16 protein-coding genes are annotated in these 24,735 nt (G+C 71.0%); 11 read left to right on the top strand and 5 right to left on the bottom strand.

Features of this window, described 5'->3' with window-relative positions:
- Nucleotides 1–4: 4 nt before the first annotated feature.
- Nucleotides 5–1,129: a molybdenum ABC transporter ATP-binding protein gene (modC, locus tag AB1L88_RS14615; protein ID WP_367097411.1), complete on the bottom strand. Its 1,125-nt coding sequence runs from the start codon at nucleotides 1,127–1,129 to the stop codon at nucleotides 5–7.
- A gap of 134 nt (nucleotides 1,130–1,263) precedes the next feature.
- A complete protein-coding gene (modB, locus tag AB1L88_RS14610; protein ID WP_367097410.1) occupies nucleotides 1,264–1,962 on the bottom strand; it encodes a molybdate ABC transporter permease subunit in 699 nt (232 codons plus the stop codon).
- A 324-nt stretch (nucleotides 1,963–2,286) separates the two neighbouring features.
- Between modB and AB1L88_RS14605 the strand changes: the two genes are divergently transcribed.
- The 9 genes from AB1L88_RS14605 to glgP all read left to right on the top strand — a co-directional run bounded on the left by AB1L88_RS14605 (nucleotide 2,287) and on the right by glgP (nucleotide 18,254).
- Complete coding sequence (locus AB1L88_RS14605) at nucleotides 2,287–2,934, top strand: bifunctional 4-hydroxy-2-oxoglutarate aldolase/2-dehydro-3-deoxy-phosphogluconate aldolase (protein WP_367097409.1); 648 nt, start codon at nucleotides 2,287–2,289, stop codon at nucleotides 2,932–2,934.
- 307 nt (nucleotides 2,935–3,241) lie between these two features.
- On the top strand, nucleotides 3,242–5,686 hold the full coding sequence (locus AB1L88_RS14600; protein WP_367097408.1) for a PSD1 and planctomycete cytochrome C domain-containing protein: 2,445 nt from the start codon (nucleotides 3,242–3,244) through the stop codon (nucleotides 5,684–5,686).
- 18 nt (nucleotides 5,687–5,704) lie between these two features.
- Nucleotides 5,705–7,069 carry a DUF1501 domain-containing protein gene (locus tag AB1L88_RS14595; RefSeq protein ID WP_367097407.1) on the top strand — a complete coding sequence of 455 codons (1,365 nt, stop codon included), beginning with the start codon at nucleotides 5,705–5,707 and terminating at the stop codon, nucleotides 7,067–7,069.
- A gap of 213 nt (nucleotides 7,070–7,282) precedes the next feature.
- Nucleotides 7,283–7,675 carry a BlaI/MecI/CopY family transcriptional regulator gene (locus AB1L88_RS14590; protein ID WP_367097406.1) on the top strand — a complete coding sequence of 131 codons (393 nt, stop codon included), beginning with the start codon at nucleotides 7,283–7,285 and terminating at the stop codon, nucleotides 7,673–7,675.
- 1 nt (nucleotide 7,676) lies between these two features.
- On the top strand, nucleotides 7,677–10,259 hold the full coding sequence (locus AB1L88_RS14585) for a M56 family metallopeptidase (RefSeq protein WP_367097405.1): 2,583 nt from the start codon (nucleotides 7,677–7,679) through the stop codon (nucleotides 10,257–10,259).
- A gap of 398 nt (nucleotides 10,260–10,657) precedes the next feature.
- A complete protein-coding gene (locus tag AB1L88_RS14580; RefSeq protein WP_367097404.1) occupies nucleotides 10,658–12,613 on the top strand; it encodes a Xaa-Pro dipeptidyl-peptidase in 1,956 nt (651 codons plus the stop codon).
- Between the two features lie 372 nt (nucleotides 12,614–12,985).
- Nucleotides 12,986–14,602 carry a hypothetical protein gene (locus AB1L88_RS14575; RefSeq protein ID WP_367097403.1) on the top strand — a complete coding sequence of 539 codons (1,617 nt, stop codon included), beginning with the start codon at nucleotides 12,986–12,988 and terminating at the stop codon, nucleotides 14,600–14,602.
- Nucleotides 14,603–14,725: 123 nt separating this feature from the next.
- Nucleotides 14,726–15,901 carry a tetratricopeptide repeat protein gene (locus tag AB1L88_RS14570; protein WP_367097402.1) on the top strand — a complete coding sequence of 392 codons (1,176 nt, stop codon included), beginning with the start codon at nucleotides 14,726–14,728 and terminating at the stop codon, nucleotides 15,899–15,901.
- Between the two features lie 208 nt (nucleotides 15,902–16,109).
- Nucleotides 16,110–18,254: an alpha-glucan family phosphorylase gene (glgP, locus tag AB1L88_RS14565; protein ID WP_367097401.1), complete on the top strand. Its 2,145-nt coding sequence runs from the start codon at nucleotides 16,110–16,112 to the stop codon at nucleotides 18,252–18,254.
- Nucleotides 18,255–18,688: 434 nt separating this feature from the next.
- Here glgP and AB1L88_RS14560 read toward each other — a convergent pair whose 3' ends face one another.
- The 3 genes from AB1L88_RS14560 to AB1L88_RS14550 all read right to left on the bottom strand — a co-directional run bounded on the left by AB1L88_RS14560 (nucleotide 18,689) and on the right by AB1L88_RS14550 (nucleotide 20,720).
- On the bottom strand, nucleotides 18,689–19,261 hold the full coding sequence (locus tag AB1L88_RS14560) for a transposase (protein ID WP_367097400.1): 573 nt from the start codon (nucleotides 19,259–19,261) through the stop codon (nucleotides 18,689–18,691).
- A 500-nt stretch (nucleotides 19,262–19,761) separates the two neighbouring features.
- A complete protein-coding gene (locus AB1L88_RS14555; RefSeq protein WP_367097399.1) occupies nucleotides 19,762–20,379 on the bottom strand; it encodes a hypothetical protein in 618 nt (205 codons plus the stop codon).
- Nucleotides 20,376–20,720, bottom strand: coding sequence for a PadR family transcriptional regulator (locus tag AB1L88_RS14550; protein ID WP_367097398.1), 345 nt, complete (start codon nucleotides 20,718–20,720; stop codon nucleotides 20,376–20,378). The genes AB1L88_RS14555 and AB1L88_RS14550 overlap by 4 nt, the downstream gene beginning before the upstream one ends.
- A gap of 306 nt (nucleotides 20,721–21,026) precedes the next feature.
- Between AB1L88_RS14550 and AB1L88_RS14545 the strand changes: the two genes are divergently transcribed.
- Together AB1L88_RS14545 and AB1L88_RS14540 are read left to right on the top strand one after the other, a co-directional pair.
- A complete protein-coding gene (locus AB1L88_RS14545; RefSeq protein WP_367097397.1) occupies nucleotides 21,027–21,611 on the top strand; it encodes a hypothetical protein in 585 nt (194 codons plus the stop codon).
- 1,015 nt (nucleotides 21,612–22,626) lie between these two features.
- The gene (locus AB1L88_RS14540) at nucleotides 22,627–24,573 is read left to right on the top strand and encodes a serine/threonine-protein kinase (protein ID WP_367097396.1); all 1,947 of its coding nucleotides are present in this window, start codon (nucleotides 22,627–22,629) and stop codon (nucleotides 24,571–24,573) included.
- Nucleotides 24,574–24,735: the final 162 nt, after the last annotated feature.

The raw sequence follows: 24,735 nt of genomic DNA, 5'->3' as shown, positions 1-24,735 counted from the left end.
CCAGTCAGGGGGAGGGTCGATTGAGCGGAGTGAAGGTGTCTTGGAGGGTGGGGGGGACGGGCCGGACCCGGACGCTCCTCGCCCTGACGATCATCCGGACCGAGAGCCCCGGTTGCAACGCCATCGCCTCGGCCGACGCGGCCGGGATCCGGGCCGTCCATCGGACCGCTCCCGAGGCGACGACGACCTCGGTCTCGGCCCCGGTCGGCCGGCAGCGTTCCACCGTGCCGGGGATCAGGTTCCGCGCACTGAGCCCGGCGACCGGGCCGAGGAGCAGGATGATGTCGTCGGCCGGGACCGAGACGACCGCCTCGGCCCCGATCGGGCGATCGAGCCTCGGGACGACCAGCTCCGGCCCGCCGTCGATCGCCAGGCGGGTCGATTGCCCGTCGTGGCCGACGACCACCCCGCGCAGGGTGGTCGCGTGGAGGTCATCCGACGGTTCGTCGTCCCCCTCGCGGCCCGATCGACGGCCCAGCAACGTGCCCGGCGAGCCTTCGGCGGCGATCCGGCCCCCGTCGAGCAACACCAGGCGATCGCCGAGGCGCCTGGCCTCGGCCGGGCTGTGGGTGACGTAGAGCACCGGCACCCCCTCGCGGGCCTGGATGCGGCGGAGGCGGTCGGCCAGGGCGTCTCGGGCGTCCAGGTCGAGGGCGCTGAACGGCTCGTCGCAGAGGAGCAGCTCGGGCCTGGGCGCCAGGGCCCGGGCCAGCGCGACCCGCTGCCGCTCGCCCCCCGAGAGGGTGCCCGGCCGCCGATCGAGCAGGGCGTCGACCCCGCAGAGGCTCGCCACCTCGGCCACCCGGTCTCGGGCCTCGCGGCGAGGCCGCCCGGCCAGGCCGAAGCGGAGGTTGCCGGCGACGCTCAGGTGGGGGAAGAGCCGGTCGTGCTGGAAGATCATGCCGATCCGCCGCGCCCGCAAGGGCATGCAGACGCCCTCGGCGCGATCGAACAGGAGCCGCCCGCCGAGGCTCACCCGGCCCTCGTCCGGCCGATCCAGCCCGGCGATGAGCCGCAGCAACGACGTCTTCCCCGCCCCCGACCTCCCGAAGAGCACCACGATTTCGCGGCCGACGGTCACATCGACTTCGAGGAACAGGCCGGGATGCACCCGATGGCGGACGGACACCTCCAGGATCGGGGGGCGATCGCCCGCGTCGGGCGGCGATCCGGCCGACGGACGGGGCCCCCGGTCGTCCCGCCCCGACGGTGCGGGGGGGCCGGCCCGGGGGGGCCCTTGGTTGGAGAGGGGGAGCGATTGGCTCATGGGTCCGACTTCGACGGCGGGCGCCCCGGCGGGGACGATCCGGGCATGACCCGATTGACCACGATCAGGAGGACGACGGCCACCGAGGCGATCAGGGCCGAGAGCCAGGCCGCGTTGGCCGGCTGGCCGGCCTCGACCGCGTCGTAGATGGCCATGGCGGCGGTCCGCGTCCGCCCGGGGATGTCGCCGGCGACCATCAGGGAGGCACCAAAATCTCCCAGGGCGCGGGCGAAGGCGAGCAAGGCCCCGGCCAGCACGCCCCGCCAGGCGAGCGGGAGCGTCACCCGGAGCAGGACGCTCGACTCGCGGCGGCCGAGCAGGCGGGCCGCGTCTTCCAGGCCCGGGTCGACGGCCTCGATCGCCCCCCGGGCCGGCAGCAGGAACAAGGGAAACGCCGCCACGGTCGCCGCGATCACCAGGCCCGTCCAGTGGAAGACCGGCACCCCGCCGAAGAGGCGCTCCAGGACCTTCCCGACCGGCCCCTGTCGGCCGAGCATGAGCAAGAGCACGTAGCCGAGGACCGTCGGCGGCAGGACCAGGGGGAGGGTCATGATCCCCGTGAGCAACCCCTTGCCCGGGAACCGTCCCCGGGCCAGCAGGATGGCCGTCGGCAGGCCGACGACGACGATCGCCAGGGTCGCCAGCGACGCCACCCGGATCGACAGCAGCAACGGCCCGATCGTCTCGATGCTCACCACCACGCGATTGATCGCCCGCCCGAATCGGAATCGAATCGTTGCTCCCGGGTGACGCCCGACGCGATACTACCCTAACCGCCGGCTCGGGAACGGGAAACCCCCGCCCGAAGTGCCGGACGCCCCGCCTCGCGCTGGACCTCGACCGTCCTCAGACGCGATGATGGCCTTCATGGGGCCGGTTCGATCTCCTCGGGGCCTTGGATCGTCGATCGCGATCCGCGACGCTGCTCCTCGCTTCGAGGACCTTCGCGAAGAAATCGAAGATCCCAGGTTCGGGATGCCCCCGTTGCACCACTCCTTCAGCCCGGAGACCCTCCGTCCATGTCCCGCGAAGCGACCCTCAAGCGCGTGCTGGATTGCGGCATCGTGGCCGTCGTCCGATCCGAATCGGGCGAGCAACTGGCCGACGTGGTCCGGGCGTTGGCCGATGGCGGCGTGACGGCCGCCGAGATCACCTTCACCGTCCCCGACGCCACCGAGGTGATCCGGGTCGTCCGCAAGGCGCTCGGCGACCGGATCGTCCTGGGGGCCGGCACGGTCCTCGACCCCGAGACCGCCCGGGCCGCGCTGCTGGCCGGGGCCGAGTTCCTCGTCTCGCCGACGGTCAACACCGAGGTCATCCGCCTCTGCCGGCGCTATGACAAGGCCATCATGCCCGGCGCCTTCACCCCGACCGAGGTCCTGACCGCCTGGGAGGCCGGGGCCGACATCGTGAAGGTCTTCCCCGCCGACGTCGGCGGCCCTGGTTACCTGAAGGCCCTGCGCGGCCCCCTGCCCCAGGTCCGCGTGATGCCCACCGGCGGCGTCGACCTGACCACCGCCCAGGCCTTCCTGAAGGCCGGCGCCTGCTGCCTCGGCGTCGGCTCCTCGATGGTCGAGCCCGAGGCGATCCGGACCGGCAACCTCGACCGCCTGCGCTCCCTCGCCGAGCAGTACGTCGCCATCGTCCGCAAGTTCCGCGGGCAGTGACCGGGCGCAGAGGGGCGGAGTCGCGGAGAAGAATGAGATCGAAGGGCGTTCGACCGCCTCGTTCTCTGCGGCTCCGGTGCTCTGCGCCCGGTCCCCTCCCCCTGTGCCCGGATCGATCCGATGCTTCCATGACCGTGAGGCTTCTGATAGGCTGATCCATTGATCCTCCGGCGAACCTTCGTGTTCGCAAAGCTGCCGACGCCGAAGGAGGATCGCCCCGTGTTGCCTTGCCGGTCGTCACCCGTTGCGTGCGAATCGAAAGAAGATCGGTCCCGTATCTTCCGCTCCTGCCACGGTGCTGTTCATCATGACTCGGCTCATCGACGCCCGCGTCCTGCTCCTGCTCGGCCTGCTCGTGACCGCCCTGCCCGGGGAACTGCCCGGGCAGGAAACGGCAGAAAGCGAGCCGATGAGCCGACCGACCGCGGCCCAGCTCGAATTCTTCGAGAAGGAGGTCCGGCCGATCCTGGCCAACCGCTGCTACTCGTGCCACTCGGCCGGGGCCGAACGGATTCGGGGCGACCTCGTGCTCGACTCGCGCGCGGGCCTGCTCAAGGGGGGCGGATTCGGGCCGGCCGTCGTGCCCGGCCGGCCCGACGAGAGCCCCTTGATCGAGGCCGTCCGCTACGACGACCCCCTGTTCCGCATGCCGCCCGATGAGCGGCTCTCGGACCGAGAGATCGAGGTGCTGGAAACCTGGGTCGCGGCGGGCGCTCCCGGACCCCCGGATGATCCCGAGGCGGCCAGACCGGGCGGGGCGGCCGAATCCCTGTCTGTCGAGGCGGCCGACTGGTGGTCCTTTCAACCGGTCCAAAACCCCGATCCGCCCGAGGTCCGGGACGAGCACTGGCCGCGCAGCCCGATCGACCGCTTCGTCCTGGCCCAACTCGAAGCCAACGGCATGCGGCCCGCCCCCGAAACCGACCGCCGCACGTTCATCCGACGCCTGAGCTTCGACCTGACGGGCCTGCCGCCGACCCCCGAGGAGGTCGAGGCGTTCCTCCGGGACGAAGGCCCCGACGCCTTCGAACGCCTCGTCGATCGGCTGCTGGCGTCCCCCCAGTACGGCGAGCGCTGGGGCCGTCGGTGGCTCGACCTGGTGCGCTACGCCGACACCTCGGGCTGCAACGGCGACTTCCCGATGCCCGAGGCCTACCGCTATCGCAACTACGTCATCGATCGGTTCAACCGCGACACGCCCTACGACGAGTTCCTCGAAGAGCAGATCGCCGGCGACCTGATGCCGTCCGACTCCGAGGCCCAGCGCCGCGAGCGGGTCATCGCCACCGGCTACCTGGCGATCAGCCGGCGGTTCTCCTCGGTCGCCGAGGAATTCCACCTGACGCTCGACGACACGATCGACAACCTCGGCAAGGCCGTGCTCGGCCTGACGATCAGTTGCGCCCGATGCCACGACCACAAGTTCGACCCCATCCCCCAGGCCGACTACTACGCGCTCTACGGCATCTTCGAGAGCTCGCGATTCGCCTTCCCCGGCACCGAGATCTACCGCCATCCGAAGGACCTCGTCCCCCTGGTCGACGAGGACCGCCTGACGACCGAGCTGCAGCCCTACCTCGATCGCATGGCCGACTTGGACGAGCAGATGTACGCCACCTACCCGCTGGTCGAGATGCTCGACACGGGCAAGGAGCGCGACGCGCAGCGGGCGATCTTCAAGCGACTGCTCGGCGAGCGGGACGAGCTGTTGAAGTCCCTGCCCGAGTTCGGCTGGGCCTACGCCGTCTCCGAAGGGGAGCCGACCGACACCCGGATCCACCTGAAAGGGGATCACGAACGGCTCGGCGCGGTCGCGCCGAGGGGGTTTTTGACGATCCTGGGGGGGCAGCAGGTCCCGGCGGAGGAGCCCGGCAGCGGTCGGCACGCCCTGGCCGGTTGGATCACCGATCCCGAAAACCCGCTGACCGCCCGGGTCCTGGTCAACCGCGTCTGGCAGCACCATTTCGGCGAGGGGATCGTCCGGACGGCCAACGACTTCGGCACCCGGGGCGACCCGCCGACCCACCCCGAATTGCTCGACTGGCTGGCGAGCCGATTCCTCGACCAGGGGTGGTCGATCAAGGCCCTGCACCGCGAGATCGTCCTGTCGGCCTCGTACCGGATGGCCAGCATCGCCGACCCGAGATCGGCCGAGCGCGACCCCGAGAACCGCCTGCTCTGGACCTTCAACCGTCGCCGGCTCGACGCCGAGGAGATCCGGGACGCCGTCCTCCGGATTAGCGGCGCCCTCGACCCCTCCCCGGGAGGCCCCCACCCGTTCCCCCCCGTCTGGGAATGGCGATACTCGCAGCACAAGCCCTTCGTCGACGACTACCCGAGCCCCCGGCGCAGCGTCTACCTGATGCAGCAACGCATCCGGCTCCAGCCATTGCTGGCCATCTTCGACGCGGCCGACACCAACACCTCGACCGACCGGCGCAAGACCAGCACGACGCCGCAGCAGGCCCTGTTCTCGATGAACGACGCGTTCATGCACGAGCAGGCCGCTCGCCTGGCCGATCGCCTCTCGGCCGAAGTCCCCGACCCGGCCTCCCGGATCGACCGGGCCTTCCGCCTGGCCCTCGGCCGGCCCCCTCGCGAGGCCGAAGTCCTGGAGGCGCAGGCGTATCTCGACGCCATCGACCTCGCCTTGCGCGACGCCGGGATCGCCGACGACCGCCGCCCCTCGGCCGCCTGGTCGAGCTACCTGCGGGTCCTCCTGAGCAGCAATGCGTTTCTTTTCATCGATTGATTCTTGCGAGGCGGTCCGATGCACGCGCTCCCCAACCGTCGCCAGGTCGTCGGCTCGCTGGTCGGCGGGTCGCTCCTGCTGCCCGGGATCGTCTCGGAGCTGTTGGCGGCCGACGCCCCGGCCCCTCGCCCTGATGACCCGCTGGCGCCCCGGCCGCCGCACTTCCCCGCCAGGGCCAAGCGGGTCATCTTCCTGTTCATGACCGGGGGCGTCTCGCACCTCGAATCGTTCGACCCGAAGCCCCAGTTGGCCCGAGACGCGGGCCGGACCCACAACGGCCGGACCCTGCTCGGGCCGCAGTTCCGCTTCGCCAGGGCCGGCCGGTCGGGCATGGCGGTCAGCGAATTGTTCCCGGAGATCGCCTCCTGCGCCGACGACCTCTGCGTGATCCGGTCGCTGCACGGCAGCCACTTCGAGCACTTCCAGGCCACGCTCGGCGTGCACACCGGCTCGTTGACGGTCAAGCGGCCGAGCATCGGCTCGTGGGTCAGCTACGGCCTCGGGACCGAGAACCAGAACCTGCCGTCGTTCGTCGTCCTGGCGCCCCACCTGCCCTATGCCGGCACGCAGGTCTGGTCGTCCGACTTCCTGCCGGCCTGCCACCAGGGGATCCGCCTCCTGCCCGGCGACGAACCGATCCGCGACCTGAAGCGAAGGTCTCCCAGCGAGGCGGTGCAGGAGATGGAGCTGGACCTGCTCTCCCGGTTCAACCGACGCCACGGCGAGGCCCGGCCCTCCGACCCGCTGTTGGCCGGCCGGATGCGGTCGTTCGAGACGGCCTTCGGCATGCAGCGCGAGATGCCCGAGGTGCTCGACCTCTCCGGCGAGTCCGACGCCACCCTGGCCCTCTACGGCCTCGAGCGCGGCCAGACCGACGGCTTCGGCTGGCAGTGCCTCGTCGCCCGGCGCATGGCCGAGCGCGGGGTCCGGTTCGTCGAGCTGATCGACTCCGGCTCGTCCAACAACTGGGACTCCCACGGCGCGATGAAGGACCACATCCCCCGCGCCCGCAGCGTCGACCGGCCCATCGCCGGCCTGCTCAAGGACCTCAAGTCCCGCGGCCTGCTCGACGACACCCTGGTCGTCTGGACCACCGAGTTCGGCCGCACCCCCCACACCGACGGCCCGACCGGCCGGAGCCATCACCCCTACGTCTTCTCCTCCTGGCTCGCCGGCGGGGGCGTCAAGGGGGGGACCGTCCACGGATCGAGCGACGACTACGGCTACTTCCCCGCCGAGGACCCCGTCCACCTCCACGACTTCCACGCCACCATCCTCCACCTCCTCGGCTTCGACCACGAGCGCCTCACCTACCGCTACTCCGGCCGCGACTTCCGCCTCACCGACGTCTCCGGCCGGGTCGTCCGGGAGATCCTCGCATAAAGGGAATCCTCCCCGGGCCCCGGCTGCTCGGGGCCGCCATCGCGGAGGTCTTCCTCCCGGTGCGGAAGAGACACCTGGGGCCCGGTTGATCCCGGCCGGCCGGGATCTCGGGGCTTGACCCCAGACCGAAGTGGCAATAGGATGCCATGTGGCAATGAATTGCCACTCGTTCCGAGGTGCTCGCCGCCCGCGGCGGGATTGGGGAGGGGAGTCATGCCCAGGAAACCGCGGCCGGACGCCCTCGGGGCGCGCGAGCGTCAGATCATGGACGCCGTCTACAAGCTCGGCGAGGCGTCGGTCGCCCAGGTCCTCGCCGACCTGCCCGACCCGCCCTCGTACTCGGCGGTCCGCACGATGATCCGGGCGTTGGAGGCCAAGGGGCTGCTCCAGCACCGCCGGGACGGCACCAAATATGTGTATCGCGCCAGGCGATCCCGAGAGTCGGCGGCGCGCTCGGCGATCACGCACCTCATGCAGACCTTCTTCGGCGGCTCGGCCGCCGGCGCCGTGGCGGCCATCCTGGACGTCTCAGCCACGCGACTGACCGACGAGGACCTGGGGCGGATCGAGGGGATCATCGACCGCGCCCGGCGGGAGGGGAAGTGACATGGCTCGCCGATTCCTCGAGGCCATCTCCGACGCCGTCCCGGCCCTCGTTTTGGCGGATGCCGCCGCCAAGGCGACGCTGCTGCTGGCCCTGGCGGCGATCGCGGCCCTCGCGCTCGGCCGGGCCTCGGCCGCGGTGCGGCACCGGGTGTGGGGGCTGTCGCTGCTCGGCCTGGCGGTGCTCGTTCCGCTCTCCTGGGTGGTCCCCGGCGGGAGGTTCCCGATCGTCCCACCCGCTGTGGCGGAGTTCCTCACGGACCGCACACCCGAGGTCGGGAACATCGGGCGGGACGACCGCGATGCCTCGCCCCGCGTCGCCGCGCCGGGCGGGGCCCTCCCGGACCCTGTCGACGCCAATTTTTCCGGGACCACACCCGATCCGGGCGACGCTCCCGCCGATCCGACGCGACCCGCCCCGCCGGACGATCCCCGCGACAGGCCGGACCCCGCCCGGCGGGCGATCGCCGGCCTCGGCCTCATCTGGTCGATGGGGTTCCTGGCGTCCGTCCTGTACGCCGTCATGGGGATCATCGGCAACGCGAGGCGGAGGCGAGGCTCTCCCGAGGTCGTCGATCGAGACTGGATCGCCTTGCTGGGCGGGCTCGCCCGGGAACTCGGGATCCGGCGGCGGGTGGAACTCCGGTCGAGTTCGTCGTGGCCGATCCCGGTCACCTGGGGGGTTGTGCGGCCGGTGATCCTGCTGCCGCGATCGGGCCTCGGCTGGCCGGAAGCGGCCCGACGTGCCGTGCTCCTGCACGAGCTGGCCCACATTGCGCGATCGGATGCGGCGTTCCTGACGGTCGGCCGCCTGGCGACCGCCGCCTTCTGGTTCCACCCGATGGCCTGGTACGCCCTGCACCGCCTGCGCGTCGAGTGCGAGCAGGCGAGCGACGACCTCGTCGTCCGCGCCGGCGTGCGGCCGACCGACTATTCCCGGCAACTCGTCGGGCTCGCCCGATCACTCCGGGGGGCGGGCCCCGCGCTGGCGGTCCCGATGGCCCGGACGACCTCCCTGGAGCATCGCATCATGGCCCTCTTCGACGAGCGGCGGAGCCACCGCCCCCTGGACCCCCGATCCGCAAGTGCGCTTCTGTGCGGCGCGATCGTCGTCATGGCGGGCCTCGCGGCCTGCCGCCTGGGGCCGTCGGCGTCCGGGCAGCAGGCCGATCCCGACCCCCGCCCACCGGCGCCGATCGAGACCGCCCCCTCCCCCACGCCCGACCTCGTCCCCGAGCCGACGCCCGACGAGGACGAGCCCGGCCCCGAGACCCACCCGATCACCGTCTCCGGCCGCGCCCTCGACCCCGACGGCCGGCCCATCGCCGGCGCCGAGATCTTCATGGCCTCGCGGCTGGCCGCCTACCGGCGCATCGCCGAGACGACCACCGACGCCGACGGCCGGTACGAGTTCCTCGACGTGCCGCTGCCCATCGAGCGAGCCGACCCGAACCGCCTCGGCGGCCGCGACACCGGCGCCTTCCAGGTCTTCGGCCAGGCCGAGGGGCTCGGCTTCGCCTGGCGGCCGGTGAAGTGGTTTTTTCCGAAACCATCGAAGATCGCCTACGTACCGGACATGATCGACCCGCCCAGCCGCTTCGAGGCGGGCGAACCGATCGTCCTCGACCTGAACTTCCCCCCCGCGGCCGCCTTCTCCGGCCGGGTCGTCGACGACCGCGGCGATCCCGTCCCCGACGCCCGACTGGAGATCCGCGGTTGCGAGAACCTGGTGCCGATCAACAACGTCGTCCGCGGCTGGTCGTTCGACACGCTCAACGAGCGTGACAGCGCCCCCGCCTCGATGAAGATCCGCACCACCGACGCCGACGGCCGGTTCGCCTTCACCGGCTTGCCCGAGGGCTTCCTGTTCCGGATCGACCTCCGGGCCGAGGGCTTCCCCAGCCGCTGGATTTACGCCGCGACGACCGCCGACCCCGTGCCGGACGAGGACGGCGCTCCCGTGCTCATCGGGGAGGTCGAACTCGTGCTGGAGACGCCGCTCGACGTCCCGATCGTCGCCGTCTACGGCGACACCGGCGAGCCGGCCCCCCGGGTCATGGTGTCCGTCGCCGGTGGGTTCGTGAACACGTTCCAGACCAGCGACGAGGAGGGCCGCGTCACCTTGCGCGTCCCGCCGGGCGACTATCGGCTGTCACTGCTGCCGGAGCGGGGCACGGACTACCTCGTCACCGAGGGCCGGCTCGACGTCGGGGCGACCCCGCCGGCGGAGCCGATCGTCGAGCCCCTCCGCCCGGCCGCGATCCTCGAGGTCACCGTCGTCGACGCGGAGACCGGCGAGGGGTTGCCCGACGTCGACCTCTGGCATCAACCCGGCGAACGAAGCAGCCGTCAGGGGTATTACTTCCGCTCCTGGGAGGTGGCCACGCGGATCGCCCACGTGGATCGCCCCCGCACCGACGCGGGCGGGACGCTCCGCGCCCTGGTCGAGCCCGGCAAGCATCGGTTCGGCATCGCCCACGACTTCAGCCCGCGGTTCTACGTCCCCAACGAGCCCAGGGGCGAGGAGGTGGAATGCCGCGCCGGCGAGACCGTCCGCCTGGAATTCTCGATGCGAAAGGCCCGATGAGCCGATCGGGCCTCGGCATCGCCACGCTGCGCCATCCCGCCCGAACCGTCACGATCGGACAGCCTCGTCACGGCTGATGCCGTGCCGACCGGCGATCGCGGTCCGGGACCGACATGCGATGGGCGGGGCCGGCTATCGCCGAACGCGCTGAGGCTCTCCGCGCCGGCAACCTCGACCGCCCCCGCTCCCTCGCCAGGCAAGACCTCGCCGTCGTCCGCAAGTCCTGTGGGCAAGAACCACAAGGTCCCGGCCGGGCGGAGGGATCGAAGCTCCTTGCAAGCGCCGAGGGCCGGGGCTACGATCCGTCTCGATCCCGAGGTCAGGCAGCAAGGCGGCCCGCCGACGCCCTCGGCACGCCAGACGGTTCCCCGCCCCCGACGAGTACACCCGGAGGATTCATGTTCGCGATTCAGGCCGGATCAGGTCGCAAGCCGACCACCACGCGGCATTTGTCGAGTCAACGGCGACGCGCCGGGCGTCGGGCGTTCGGGCTGGCGCTGCTGGTGGCGCTGGTCGGTTTCGTCGGCAACGCAACGGCCCAGGAGGCCCCCGAGGCGACGCATCGGATCGAGGACGGGATGGCGAAAGACGTGCCGGCCTTCAGCGACCCGGACCTCTGGGTCCGGCACGACCTGTGGGTCGAGACGGAGTTCGACTCCGACGACGACGGGAAGCCGGACCGGATGCACGTCGGCGTCACCCGGCCGAAGCAGACCGAGACAGAGGGCCTGAAGGTGCCGGCCATCTACGTCTCCAGCCCCTACTTCGCCGGCACGGCGGGCTCGGCCCAGTCGCTCATGTGGGACGTCCGGCACGAGCTGGGGGCCGAGCCCCCGGCGCGTCCGGAGCCGCCCGAGATCCGCCGGCGCGAGAACCGGCCGATCATCTCCAACGACGAGGTCCGGACGTGGCTCCCGCGCGGGTTCGCGGTCGTGCACTCGTCGTCGCCGGGGACGGGGCTCTCGCAGGGGTGCGTGACGATCGGCGGCGACAACGAGTCGCTCGCGCCCAAGGCGGTCATCGACTGGCTCAACGGCCGGGCCAGGGGGTTCACCTCGCCCGACGGCGACGAGGAAGTCGTGGCCGATTGGTGCACGGGGAAGGTCGGCATGACCGGCACGTCCTACAACGGCACGCTCGCCCTGGCCGCGGCGACGACCGGCGTCGACGGCCTGGAGGCGATTGTCCCGATCGCGCCGAACACGTCGTACTACCACTACTACCGGTCCCACGGCCTGGTCCGATCGCCGGGCGGATACCTCGGCGAGGACATCGACGTCCTCTACGACTTCGTCCGCAGCGGCAACCCCGAGCGCCGCCCCCACTGCGACTGCGCCGTCCGAGACACCGAGATGGCCGGGCAGATGGACCGCCTGACCGGCGACTTCAACGACTTCTGGGCCGGCCGCGACTACCTCCACGACCTCGGCCCGCTGAAGGCCGCGACCCTGATGTCGCACGGCTTCAACGACTGGAACGTGATGCCCGAGCACAGCATCCGGATCTACCAGGCGATCAAGGCCAAAGGGATCCCGGCGCAGCTCTTCGTCCATCAAGGGGGGCACGGCGGCGGCCCTCCGCCGGAGCAGGTCAACCGCTGGTTCACCCGGTACCTGCTCGACGTCGAGAACGGCGTGGAGGGAGAGCCCCGGGCCTGGATCGTCCGCGAGCAGGACGACCGCTCGACGCCGACCGCCTATCCCGACTATCCCCACCCGGACGCCGAGCCGGTCGCCTTGCACCCGACCCCCGGCGCGCCGAAGGCCGGGGGGCTCGCGCTCGACGCCCCCGAGGCCGCCCGGGGGACGGAGACCCTCGTCGACAACGTCTCGTTCGACGGCGCCACGCTCGCGAAGGCCGAATGGACCGACCACCGGCTGCTCTACGCCTCGCCGACGCTGAGCAGGGAGGTCCACCTCTCGGGCACCCCTCGGCTGACGATCCGATTGGCCGCGAGCAAGCCGGCGGCGAACCTCTCCGTCTGGCTCGTCTCCCTGCCCTGGGAGTCCGGCCCCCGCTCGTCGATCACCGACAACATCATCACCCGGGGCTGGGCCGACCCGCAGAACTCCCGATCCTTGACCGAGAGCCGGCCCTTGACGCCGGGCGAGTTCGTCGAGCTGAGCTTCGACCTCCAGCCCGACGACCAGGTCATCCCCGCCGGGCAGCGAATCGCCCTGATGATCTTCTCCAGCGACCGCGACTTCACGCTCTGGCCCGAGCCGGGGACGGAGCTGACGGTCGACCTCGACGCGACCTCGCTGGAACTGCCGGTGGTCGGCGGCGGCGATCGGCTGGCCGAGGCCTTCCTCGATTCGGAGGAAGAAGGCCCGAGGCCGACCACCCCCGATTGATCGGCCCGGGCGCGTCGCGGACGGGCGAAGGGACCGGTCGGGCCGATCGCGGGCCGCCCCGATCGGGAACCCTCGCGACGGATCACGACGACCCGCCCGCCGGCCTCGGGCCGCGACCGAAAGCCGGCGGATGGGCCCGGCTTCCGCCGAGCGGCCCGAGATCATCTCAAGCCGTCTAACCGGCCGCGACGATAAACCCGTTGAAACCGGACCTCGGGACGACCGACCGGCTTCCCTGCGCGGCGAACTCGTGCGCCCCGGGGAGCCCCCGAGGGGACCGAATCAAGAGCGATCCGAAGCAGACACCGCAACACAAGAGCCGGCCAGGGAAGGCCGGGCTCCGCGGCTCGGCTCGGCCAGGGAGGGCGAAAGGTGGCAGCATCGGCCGCGAATCGAGCGTGCCGGAGGGTCGTGAGGCTGGGGATCGCCCTTGCCGCGATCTTGCTCGCGCCCGATGCTGCGCCGTTCGCCAGGGCCGCGCCGATGGCCCAGAACGCCGAGCCGCGGATCACCTACTCCGACAATCCGTCGTTCCGCATCCCGTTCAACATCCAGGACCCCGCGATGCTGGAGCAGATCGCGGAGGTCCACCTGTACGTCTCGTCCGATCGCGGCCTGTCGTGGGAATACGCCGGCAACACCGCCCCCGACCAGCTCGCCTTCCCCTACCGGGCGTCGCGGGACGGCGAGTACTGGTTCGCCGTCCGGACGAGGGACCGCCAGAACCGGCTCTACCCGCCCGACATGGAGCAGGTCCGGCCGAAGCTCCGGGTGGTCGTCGACACGACGGCCCCCTCGGTCGTCGTGCGGTCCCTGCCGCGCCGGGCGGGGGTGGTCGGGATCGTCTGGGAGGTGCAGGACGAGCACCTCGACCTCTCGACGTTCATGCTCGAATACCAGGTCCAGGGGGCCCCGGCGAACGCCTGGCGGCAGGTGAGGACCTCGCCGAGGATCGTCGGCGAGGCCCGCTGGGAGGTCGGCACGGGCCTGCCCGTCACCGTCCGCGTGACCGTGGCCGACCACTCCGGCAACCGGGGGTCGGCCGAGCAGCTCCTGCCCGACGGCCTGGCCGAGGCCCCCGGCGCGGGCTCCGCCCCCTCGGCCGGGGCCGCCCCGCCGCCGATCCTGGCCCGGCGCGCCTCGGACCCCTCGCCCGGCCGCTCGGGGGTCTCCGACGACCCGTTCGCCGGGATCGACGACCGGCCCCCGCCCTCCGCCGCCCCCCGGACCGTCACCTCGGCCCCGGCCCGGCCGCAGGCGGCATCCCCGCCGGCGCGACCGTCCCCGGGGCCGGGTCCTGCCCCCGCCGCCCCGTCCCAGCCCCCGGCCGATCCGGGCGGGACGCGGATCATCGCGAGCCCCCGCTTCCCGCTCAGTTACGGCGTGGAAGACGCCTCGGTCGAGTCGCTGGAAGTGGTCGAGATGTGGGTCACTCGGGACGGCGGCCAGACCTGGGAGTCGCTCGGCACCGACCCCGACCGCCGCTCCCCCTTCCACGTCGACCTCGGCGGCGACGGCCGCCACGGGCTCCGGATCGTCGTCCAGTCGCAGAACGGCCTGGGAGACCCGAGGCCCACCGCGGGGACCCCCCCGGAGTTCGAAGTGATCGTCGATACCACCCCGCCCCGCGTCTCGCTCGACTCCGCCGGCATCGGCAGCGGGGACGAGGCCGGGTCGCTCGTCGTCGAGTGGCGGACCGAGGAGCCGCACCCGGCCGAGACCCCGGTCGTCATCTCGATCCGCCCCGACGCCCCCGACGCCATCTGGCAGCAGATCACCCCCGCCCTGCCCGACTCCGGCCGGTTCGCCTGGCCCTTGCCCCCGAACGTCCCCGCCCGCTTCCACGTCCGGCTCGACGTCTTCGACGCCGTCGGCAACCAGAACGCCGTCGAGACGACCGACCCGATCGTCCTCGACATCCCCCGACCCCGAGGGCGCATCCTCGGCCTCGACCCCAGCGCCCGGGTCCGGTCCTCCCCCCTCCGCTGAGCAACCCCCTGGGGCCTCGCCGTTTTCGGCGATACGATGGACTGCGTCGAACCACTCCGGAAACCTTCCGGATTGCTGACTCCCGCCCCGCCGATTCGCACCTTGCTTGAGCCGAGGCATGCCATGAACCTCCGGAACCTCCCCCTCCGCCGATGGTTTCCTCGCCGCCCCGGACGTGCCGTTGCCCTGGCGGCCCTGCTCGGCCTCCTGGCCCCCGGTCGGGCCATGGCGCAGGGGTTCGAGCCGGGCGATCGCGTCGTGCTGGCCTCGGTCGACGACGTCCTGAAGATCGTGTCCCGGATCGTCGCGTCGGGGGCGGTCCATCGCGTCTACACCGTGGGCAAGGTCAACGGCCCGTGGCTCTGGCTCGAGGCCGAGGACCTCGCCGGCTGGATCAAGGGGGACCGCGTCCTGCCCTTCGACCAGGCGCTGGAACGCGCCTCTGAGCGGATCGCCTCCGGCGATGTGTCGGCCAACGATTACCTCACCCGGGGCCTCCTCTGGGCCGATCGCGGCCGGCCCGACCTGGCCGAGGCCGACTTCGACGAGGCCATCCGGCTCGAGCCCGAATGGCGGACCCCCTGGCTCAATCGGGGCAACCTCCGCCGGGCCGCAGGACGGCCGGACGAGGCCCTCGACGACCTGGACCGGGCCGCGCAGCTCGCCCCGCTCGACCCCTTGCCCTATTACAACCGAGGGCTCACCTGGCTCGACCTGCAGGACCCGAGGCGGGCCTACGACCAGTTCGGCCTCGCCCTCCGGGTCGACCCGAACCACGCCGCCGCCCGGTTCAATCGCGCCGCGTTGGGCGTCGCCCTCGGGCTCGAAGGGGGGGCGGCCGACGCCGAGGCCTATCTCGTGCTCGTCGGCTGGTACGAGGCCCTCTCCCCCTACGCCGCCCTGCTCGCGAGCCTCGAGCACCGCCGCGAGGGGCGATCGGCCCAGGCCGACGGCCTGCTCGCCGCCGCGGCCGAGGACCGCGACCTCTCCGCCTGGCCCGGCCCGATCCTCGACCACCTGCTCGGCAACCTGCCGCTCGACGAGCTGCTCGCCCTGGCCAGGACCCCCGACCAGCAGGCCGAGGCCCGGGCCTACGCCGGCGTCACCCTCCTGATCGACGGCCAGGCCGACGAGGCCCGCCCCTTGCTCCAGTGGGTCGTCGAGTCGGCCGACCCGGCCCGCATCCCCCACCTGCTCGCCCGATCGACGCTCGACCCCCCGGCCGTCGCCGAGCCGGGCCCCGGAGCGGCATCGGCTCCCGCCTCGGAACCAGAATCCGGAGCCGCCGTTTCCCCTTGAACCGCCTGTCTCACCTTGGGTTACGTCTCGACGCCTTCGGGGGCCATCCGAGAAAAATCGCGAAATTTGGCCGTCCCGTTGTACGGGGTTGGCGATTCGTCGCGTATTGAGGATACTGACGGCCCGAACTGGCCCGATGACTGGGCACACGCCCCCGTCCGGATCGACCGGGGCCTTGATTGGACTCCCTGCGACCCGAGGAGCGGAGATGGTCAGCCAGGACACCATTATCAACAAGCTGCGAGAACTGGCCCGCAACCTCTGGTGGACGTGGCAGCCGCACGTCGTCGAGCTGTTCCGGGAACTCGACCCGGTGCTCTGGAGGGAGACCGACCACAACCCCGTCGTCTTCCTCGACCGGATCCCCCCCGAGCAGCTCGTCCAGCGCGCCTCGGAGATGGCCCTGATCTCCCGGATCGACTACGCCTTCCGCCGCCTCAACGAGTACCTCGAAAATCGCGACAGCTGGGGGGCGATCCACGCCTCGACCCTCCGCGCCCGGCCGGTCGCCTACTTCTCGATGGAATTCGGCCTGCACGAGAGCCTGCCGATCTACTCCGGCGGCCTCGGCGTCCTGGCCGGCGACCACCTCAAGAGCGCCAGCGACCTGGGCATCCCGCTCGTCGCCGTCGGCATCCTCTACGCCGAGGGCTACTTCCGCCAGTCGCTCGACGGCGAAGGCTGGCAGCACGAGAGCTACCCCTACAACGACCCCGCCCGCCTGCCGATCGAGGAGGCCCTCACCCCCGGCGGCGACCCCGTCCGCGTGGCCGTCGAGAGCCGGTCCGGCACCCTGCACGCCAAGGTCTGGCGCGTCGAGGTCGGCCGCACGACCCTGCTCCTGCTCGACAGCAACGTGCCCGAGAACGACGAGGAAGACCGCTCGCTCACCGGCCGGCTCTACGGCGGCGACGCCCGGATCCGGATCCGCCAGGAGCTGCTGCTCGGCGTCGGCGGCGTCCGCGCCCTGTTCGCCTCCGGCATCGACCCCTCCGTCATCCACCTCAACGAGGGGCACAGCGCCTTCGCCGGCCTCGAGCTGACCCGGACCGTCATGGAGGCCGAGGGCCGCCCCTTCGGCGAGGCCGTCCGAGACGTCGCCGGCATGACCGTCTTCACCACCCACACCCCCGTCGCCGCCGGCCACGACCGCTTCGGCGCCGACCTGGTCGAGGACGCCCTCGGCCCGCTCCGCGAGCAGCTCCACCTGCCCCCCGACGACTTCCTCGGCCTCGGCCGCGTCCACCCGGGCGACCACAACGAGCCCTTCTGCATGACCGTGCTCGCCCTGAAGCTCTCGCGGCACGCCAACGGCGTGTCCGCGCTGCACGGCAAGGTCTCGCGCCAGATGTGGCACCCGCTCTACCCGAACCGCAACGAGGAAGAGGTCCCGATCGGCCACATCACCAACGGCGTCCACACCCTGAGCTGGCTCGCCCCGCAGATGAAGGCCATCTACGACCGGCACCTCGGCGCCAACTGGGAATCGCGGATGCGCTACCCCGAGGTCTGGGACACCGCCTCGGAGATCGACGACGGCGAGTTCTGGGAGACCCACCAGGTCCTCAAGGCCCGCCTGCTCGAATTCGTCCGCCAGCGGCTCGCCCGCCAGGCCCAGGCCCGGGGGGCCGCCGGCGACGACCTGGAACGCTACCACCGGATGTTCGACCTCGACACCCTGACCATCGGCTTCGCCCGCCGCTTCGCCACCTACAAGCGGGCCACCCTGGTCATGAAGGACGCCGAGCGCCTGGCCGAGATCGTCAACGCCTCGGACCGCCCCGTGCAACTGATCTTCGCCGGCAAGGCCCACCCCGAGGACCGCTACGGCAAGGAATTCATCCAGCAGATCGTCAAGATCAGCCACTCCCCCCAGTTCCGCGGCCGGCTCGCGTTCATCGAGGACTACGACATGAACGTCGCCCGGTTCCTCGTCCAGGGGGTCGACGTCTGGCTGAACAACCCGAGGCGCCCCCAGGAGGCCAGCGGCACGTCCGGCCAGAAGGTCGCCATGAACGGCGGCCTGAACTGCTCGATCCTCGACGGCTGGTGGGCCGAGGGGTACGACGGCCGCAACGGCTTCGCCATCGGCTCGGGCCGGACCCACGCCGTCCCCTCGGTCCAGGACGACCGCGACTACCTCGACCTGATGAGCACCCTCACCCACCAGGTCATCCCCCTCTACTACGACCGCGGCGCCGACGGCCTCCCCCGCCGCTGGATCGCCCGCGTCAAGGACAACCTCCGCACCCTCGGCTGGCGCTTCAACTCCGACCGCCAGGTCATGGACTACGCCCTGCACGCCTACCTCCCCGCCGGCGGCGGCCAGCCCTGCGCCATGCCGAGCTTCTGAGGGACTCTGTGGGATCGTCGATGCAAGTCCCTGGATGCCCCGCCGCGTGCCCCGGGTTCCGCGCCGCGGACCCCGGGATCCTCAGGCCCGGCCGACGTCCCTCCCGGGGATCGCTCCCATGCCTGAATGCCTGATCTCCCAGAACTGGGTGCCCCGGGTTCCGCGCCGCGGACCCCGGGATCCTCAGGCCCGGCGTCTCCCCGAGCGGTTTCGGCGGGGTGCCCCGGGTTCCGCACCGCGGACCCCGGGATCCTCAGGCCACGCGCCTCACCCGGGATCGGCCGACGCTTTTCATGTTGATCGGAAAAGCGGATGATCGTTGGAGCGAGGGTGCCCCGGGTTCCGCGCCAGCGGACCCCGGGATCCTCAGGCCCGGCGTCTTCCCGAGCGGTTTCGAGGGACAAAGCCGATCCGCCCACTCATCACTTTTCGCATCACTCGTAAACCCGAGGCAGTGTTCGGTCCATCTCCAGCCGCACCGGCCGGACCCCGGCATACCACCCGGCGCTCGACCACTCCCAGCGTTCCGGCCGATCAACCAGCCCGCGCCGAACGGGATTCAGATGCACATAGTCGATCATGTGCTGTAGCGTTGTCGGCTCGATGATGTTCCTGTCGTACCCTCCCCCTGCCTGCCAGAAGTGGAATGTTCTCGACCCGTCCGGGCGGCGTCTCGCCAGCCGCTCCAGCCATTCCGGGGCATTCGCCCCGAGAAAAGCGATCGCCTTCCGGGCCACCGGCCTCTTGATCTGCCAGAGCATCCGGGAAACCTCGTACTCCGGTTCATTCGGACGGACGATCAAATGGACATGCTCGGGCATAATCACGTAGGCCCACACGTCGAACCGGAGGGCTTGCCTCGCCACCTCGATCGACTCGATCAGCCAGCCCCTCGTCCGGTCTTTCGACAGCAGCGGGAGCCGTCGGAAACACGAGAAGGTCAGCCCGTGCGCATCTCCCGGATGGTTGATCCGCCGGCGCCGAGGCCCCGAGCTTCTGCCAGGCATCGGACCCCTCTCATTCAATCAAGAACCTCTGCGATTGGCCGGGCCAACCGCCCCTCCGTTCGCTCGCTCTCCCTGGCTTCCACGCTCGGATGGCCCGGGTTCCGCGCAGCGGACCCCGGGTGAAACGCCGGGCCCGAGGATCCCGGGGTCCGCTGGGGCGGAACCCGGGGCACCCTTGCTCGGACGATCATCCCCTCTTCCGATCATCATGAAAAGTGTCTACGGATCCCGGGTGGCCCGGGTTCCGCGCCAGCGGACCCCGGGTGAGGCGCCGGGCCCGAGGATCCCGGGGTCCGCTGGGGCGGAACCCGGGGCACCCTTGCTCGGACGATCATCCCCTTTGCCTCCCCTCATGAGAAGCGTCGTCCGATCCCGGGGCACCCTTTGTCTCGGGGAGAGTCTTGGTGTTCCGAACCCGACGAGGCCGAAGGGAACGCCCGGCGGGGCCGTCGGCGACCGTGAGCCCCCGCCCCGGAAGGCGGGGGCGGGGCTTGCTTCGATCAGAAACCGAGCGCGAATAACACCCCCAAGGCGAGGCCGAGTATCCCGAAGAGGATGGTCAGGAGCCCGGTGACCAGGCCGCAGATCGACCACCCGTCGCGCAGGCGGGCGAAGGCGGCCAGGACCACCGCGGTGCCCCCCGCGCACAACCCCACGAAGCCGAACCCGAAGAAACCGGCGAACAGGATCAACCTGGAGCCGAAAAGCTCTGCGACCGGTAAGCTCAGGACCGTACCGAGGGCCGTGACCACTAATGCCACGATGCCGACAATCCCGCTCGCCTGGCCCGATCGTCGCGCCTGAATGGGCCTGGGAGGCACCCTCATCCCGGTCGGTCCCGAAACGACCGGGCCGGCCTCGCCGTCCTCGGGCAGGTAGGCCTCGGGAGGGTCGAGGCGGCCGAGCACGGCGAGCACCTCGTCCCGGCCGATCCCGTCGGGGGCCTGGCCGGCGAGCTGGTCGAAGATCTGGGCCTCCACCTCCCGGGCGATCGCCAGCCGGTCGGCGCGGGGGACCCGGCCCACGAGCATCCGGTCGATCGTGTCCAGCCGGGCGTCGATCAGGCCCTGCAGCGAGGCGTCGAGCGTCAGCGGTCCCGCGTCGTCAAGGGTCATCATTCCAAGGGCTCCTTCCCCCCCGGTTCCAGGAGGAGGTTGAGGGACTCGGTCAGCGATCGCCAGGAGTCCGCCATCCGTCCGAGCCGGCCTCGGCCGTCGTCCGTCAGGCGGTAGTAGCGCCTCGGGGGGCCGGCGGGGGACGGCTCGACCCGGACCGCGAGCAGCCCCTCACGGGCGAGCCTCGTCAGGGCCGGATAGACCGTGCTCTCGGTCAGCGCCAGGCCCGGCAGGCTCCCGAGCTGCTCGACCACGCGATACCCGTAGGTCTCCCCCCGGGCCGCCGCCGCCAGCACGGCCAGCTCCACCAACCCCCGCCGGACCTGCGTCTCCCACCGATCCATCCCCATCCCCTCCCTGTTCGCTACTACGCACCACAGAGTACCGGCCCGGCCCGCCCTGTCAAGGCCCGTGGGAAACCCGAAACCCGCGATCCGAGCTTGTCCCCTCCTCCGACGCCTTCCTCCAGGGCGTCCGCGGGGGCGAAGCCGAGTGATCCCGAATTGCCCGGATCGATGGCCATCGGGGCCATCGTTCGGGGGCCGCGGGTTCGTCTTCGAACCCGTGCCGGGGCCGAGGCTGGCGGCACGGGTCTCCTCCAGGTACACCGTGATGGAACCTCTGACCGTTCCACGCAACGAGAATCACCGATGCAATCCCGTCCACCAGGCCCTGACCGGGCCAACCCGTTCGAGGCGCCCGAGACCTCGATCCGGGCCGATCGCTCGCAATCGCGATCGCGAGTACGATGGCCCGGGCCGCTCGGCTGCTTCGCCCTGATCTGGGTGGGCATGGCCGTGGGAGTGCTATTCACGATCGACGGCAACCTCGGCAAGGAGGACGCCGCCATCTATGGCTTCCCCTTCGAGTACCGGAGCGTGCCCCGCGTGATGGCCCCGCCGGGAAGCCCTCCCGGGTGGTTCTCCCCCGTGGCCCTGGCCGCCGACCTGGCGATCATCGCGGCGATGCTCGCCGCGTCGGTCGCCGTCGCGCAACGCCTGTCCGAACCCCTCGGCCTGCCCCCCCGCCTCTCGATCGGGTCGCTCTGCGGGGTGGTCGCCGCCGCGGCCTTCATCCTGGCGAGCCTCCGCTTCGCCCTCATCCTGGCCTGGCTGATCCTGACCGCCGGCCTCGTCTTCGGCGCACTCAGCCCCGTCGTCTGGCTGGTCCTCGTCGTCCGAGACGCCGGCCGACGCACCGACGCGGACTCAGGTCCACGGGAGACGCCGCGCTGAACGCCCCCCCGCCCCCCTTTCTCGCCGACGGCCCCCTCCCCCCTCATCGTTTTCCCAATTCAAAGTGACTGCCGATCGGCGATTTCCCGATGATCTTGTCGAGGCAGTTTTCCGCCCGACCTGGCTTCCCTTTCGTCAAACATTCTTGCATTCATGTTTGCAAGAAGTCGTTCGTCTCTCGGCCGCCGACGATTCGAGTCCGAAGCGCCTGGATCTCCGACCTGATTCCCGAAACGAAACGGCTTTATTGACGTAACTTCTTCCCATGAATCAACCTTCGCGATTTGGCCCAGGCGCACCGGACCGCGCACGCCCCGCGCACCGGCCGGCTCACCCGGTCCGCGCCTTCCTGTGCCCTTCGTCCGATCGGTGGCTCCTCCTCAGACGGCGACTCCTCGCGCCCCCTTGGTGCGCACGATTCCCGAAACGAACGTCCCATTCGGCTCGAAGTCAAGCATGGCGAAGGGGTTCCGCGATTGCCTCTCGGCGCACCGGTCCCTCTAAGGGCCGGCGCACCGTTCCCAGCATCTCGGCTCCTCCTGGCTCGCCTGCCGGTACGCGGACCGCCGACCTTCGGCCGTCGAGATTGCGGATCGACCCGCCGCGGTCGATTCCCGAAACGAACGGCCGAATCGGACGTAAGTCGTGCTCCGAAGACCACCTCCGCAATTGCCTTCAGGCGCACCGAAGGGCGCACGAGGCCGCGCACCGAACCGCGCACCCGGCCCGGATCAAGGGGGATCGGCCCCTGGACGCTCGTGCTGACGACGCCCGGCGAGCGGTGGCCGGAGATGCCGAACCGGGACCGGTCGGCCTTCCGAGCGGTCCTGAAGCCTCCGTCCCGCCGATCCCGAGCGCCCTCGTCCGGGAAATTCTCGGCCCAGGGTGTCGCTCCCGGGCTCGATTTCCCGTTATACTGAGTCCTGACGACATTCGGGGAATCGTGCGCGCAGGGAAGCGACCCGGAGGTCTTCGCCGTCCGACCCTCGCTTCGATCGCGACAGGTCTCGTTTCCATGATCGGCCAGCGGCTCGGCTCGTTCCAGATCGAGAGCAAGATTGGTGCCGGGGCGATGGGGGAGGTCTTCAAGGCCACCCGTCACCTCAAGGACGGCCGCACGCGCACCGCGGCGGTGAAGGTCATCTCGGCCGAGTATCTCGCCCGGGACAACGCCCTGAAGCGGTTCCAGCGCGAGTCGGAGCTGCTGGCCCAGCTGCGGCACCCGAACATCGTCCGCTACTACGCCCACGGCAAGGCCCAGGGCATCTACTACTACGCGATGGAGTTCGTCGAGGGGGAGCCGCTCGACTCGGTCATCGAGCGGCGCGGGTTCCTGCCCTGGGACGAGGTGGTCGAGCTGGGCATCCAGCTCTGCCAGGCGCTGCAGTTCGCCCACGAGCATCAGGTCGTCCACCGCGACCTGAAGCCGTCGAACCTGATGCTGACGAAGGACGGGCAGATCAAGCTGACCGACTTCGGGATCGCCAAGGACCTCGACGCCACGACCGACCTGACCAAGACCGGCCGGACGCTCGGCACCGTGGCCTACATGGCCCCCGAGCAGATCCACGGCAAGATGCCGATCAGCCACTGGACCGACCTCTACGCCCTCGGCTGCCTGCTCTATCAGATGCTCACCGGCCAGACGCCGTTCGCCGGCAACTCGCCCGTCATCCTGATGCAGGCCCACCTGAACACCCCTCCCCCCCGGCCGAGCGAGAAGAACCCGGAGATCCCCCGGGCCCTCGACGACCTGGTCGTCCGCCTGATGTCCAAGACCCCGAGCGACCGGGCCTGGGACGCCGCGCAGGTGGCCTACCAGCTCGAAGAACTCCGTGAGCGGCACCGCCGGGGCGATCGGGTCGAGATGGTCTTCGATCGCGCCCGGGCCAGGGTGGCCAATGAGGGCGGCACCGTCCTGCTCTCGAACAACGGCGACAGCTCGGCCCCCACCGGGAACGATCCTCGCCCTCGGAGTGTCTCGAAGCCCAAGGCCAGGGCCAAGGCAAAAGCCAGGGCCCGGGCCGCCGCCGAGGAGGTGGATCCGGACACGAGGCGCCGACGGCTGCTCGAGACCGGCGGCCTCGCCCTGGCCCTCGTCGCCCTGATCGGCCTGGTCACGTACTTGATGTGGCCGCCGAGCATGGAGACGCTCTACGCCCGGGCCGAGACCTTGATGCAGTCCGACAGCCGCCCCGACTGGAAACGGGCCTTCAGCGAGGCGGTCGAGCCGATCGAGCGGCGCTTCCCCGACCACCCCTACGGCGATCAATTCGCCGATTGGCGCGACCGGATCGCCCTGGACGAGGCCGAGGGCCGCGCCGTGCAGCTCGCCAGCCCGACCCCCCTGGGCCGCCCCCGCGCCGACCGCCCGGTCGAGGCCCTTTATAAGACCGTGTTGTCGGACATCGTCCCGTTCGAACGCCTGGAGCAGCACGCCCTGATCGCGGCCCGCTGGCAGCGGTTCACCCAGGAACTGGCGCGCCGCAACGACCCGGAAGAACGGGGTTGGTTCCTGCTCGGCCAGCGGCGCTGGCAGGAGCAGATCGACGCGCTCCGCGAGCAGAAACAAATCGCCCTGAACTTGTATCAGCAGGCACTCATCAACGAACGCAACGGCCTGCTCGATCCGGCCCGCGCCCAGCTTCATCAATTGATCACGTCTTACGCGACGCCGGCCCAGGGGGACCGCGAATTCCTCCAGCTCATCGCCAACGCCCAGGTGGCACTCGACCAACTGGGCGAGGCCGAGGATGAGGACGGGCCGGCCGCCGCCGACGCTTCGGACCCCGCCGACGATCCCCCCCCGCCCCCGGGCGATCCGGAATCTCGATCCGAGCCGGGGACGGAGGCATCTGATTTGCCCATCTCGCCCGACGCACCGGACACGACGCGCGAGGGTCGCGACCCCGATCGCGATCGGGGGGACGAACCCCCCGACGCTCCCCGTGCCCGGCCTTGAAGCGATCAATTTCCGAGAAAGTCTCGAAACTTCGCCCCAGACTCGATTGACGCCCCGGGGGGCGTTCGATACGATTCAACTCGCATATCGCGAGGTCGAAGGAGCGTCCACTCCGCTCTTACGCGGACGTTCCGCCCCTGGCCGTCTCATGGCCACTTAACG

Origin of the sequence: Tautonia sp. JC769, assembly GCF_040717455.1 — a bacterium.
In the GTDB taxonomy this organism is placed as follows: domain Bacteria; phylum Planctomycetota; class Planctomycetia; order Isosphaerales; family Isosphaeraceae; genus Tautonia.
The sequence above is the reverse complement of the archived record's forward strand: the minus strand, read 5'-3'. Positions and strand labels throughout refer to the sequence as shown.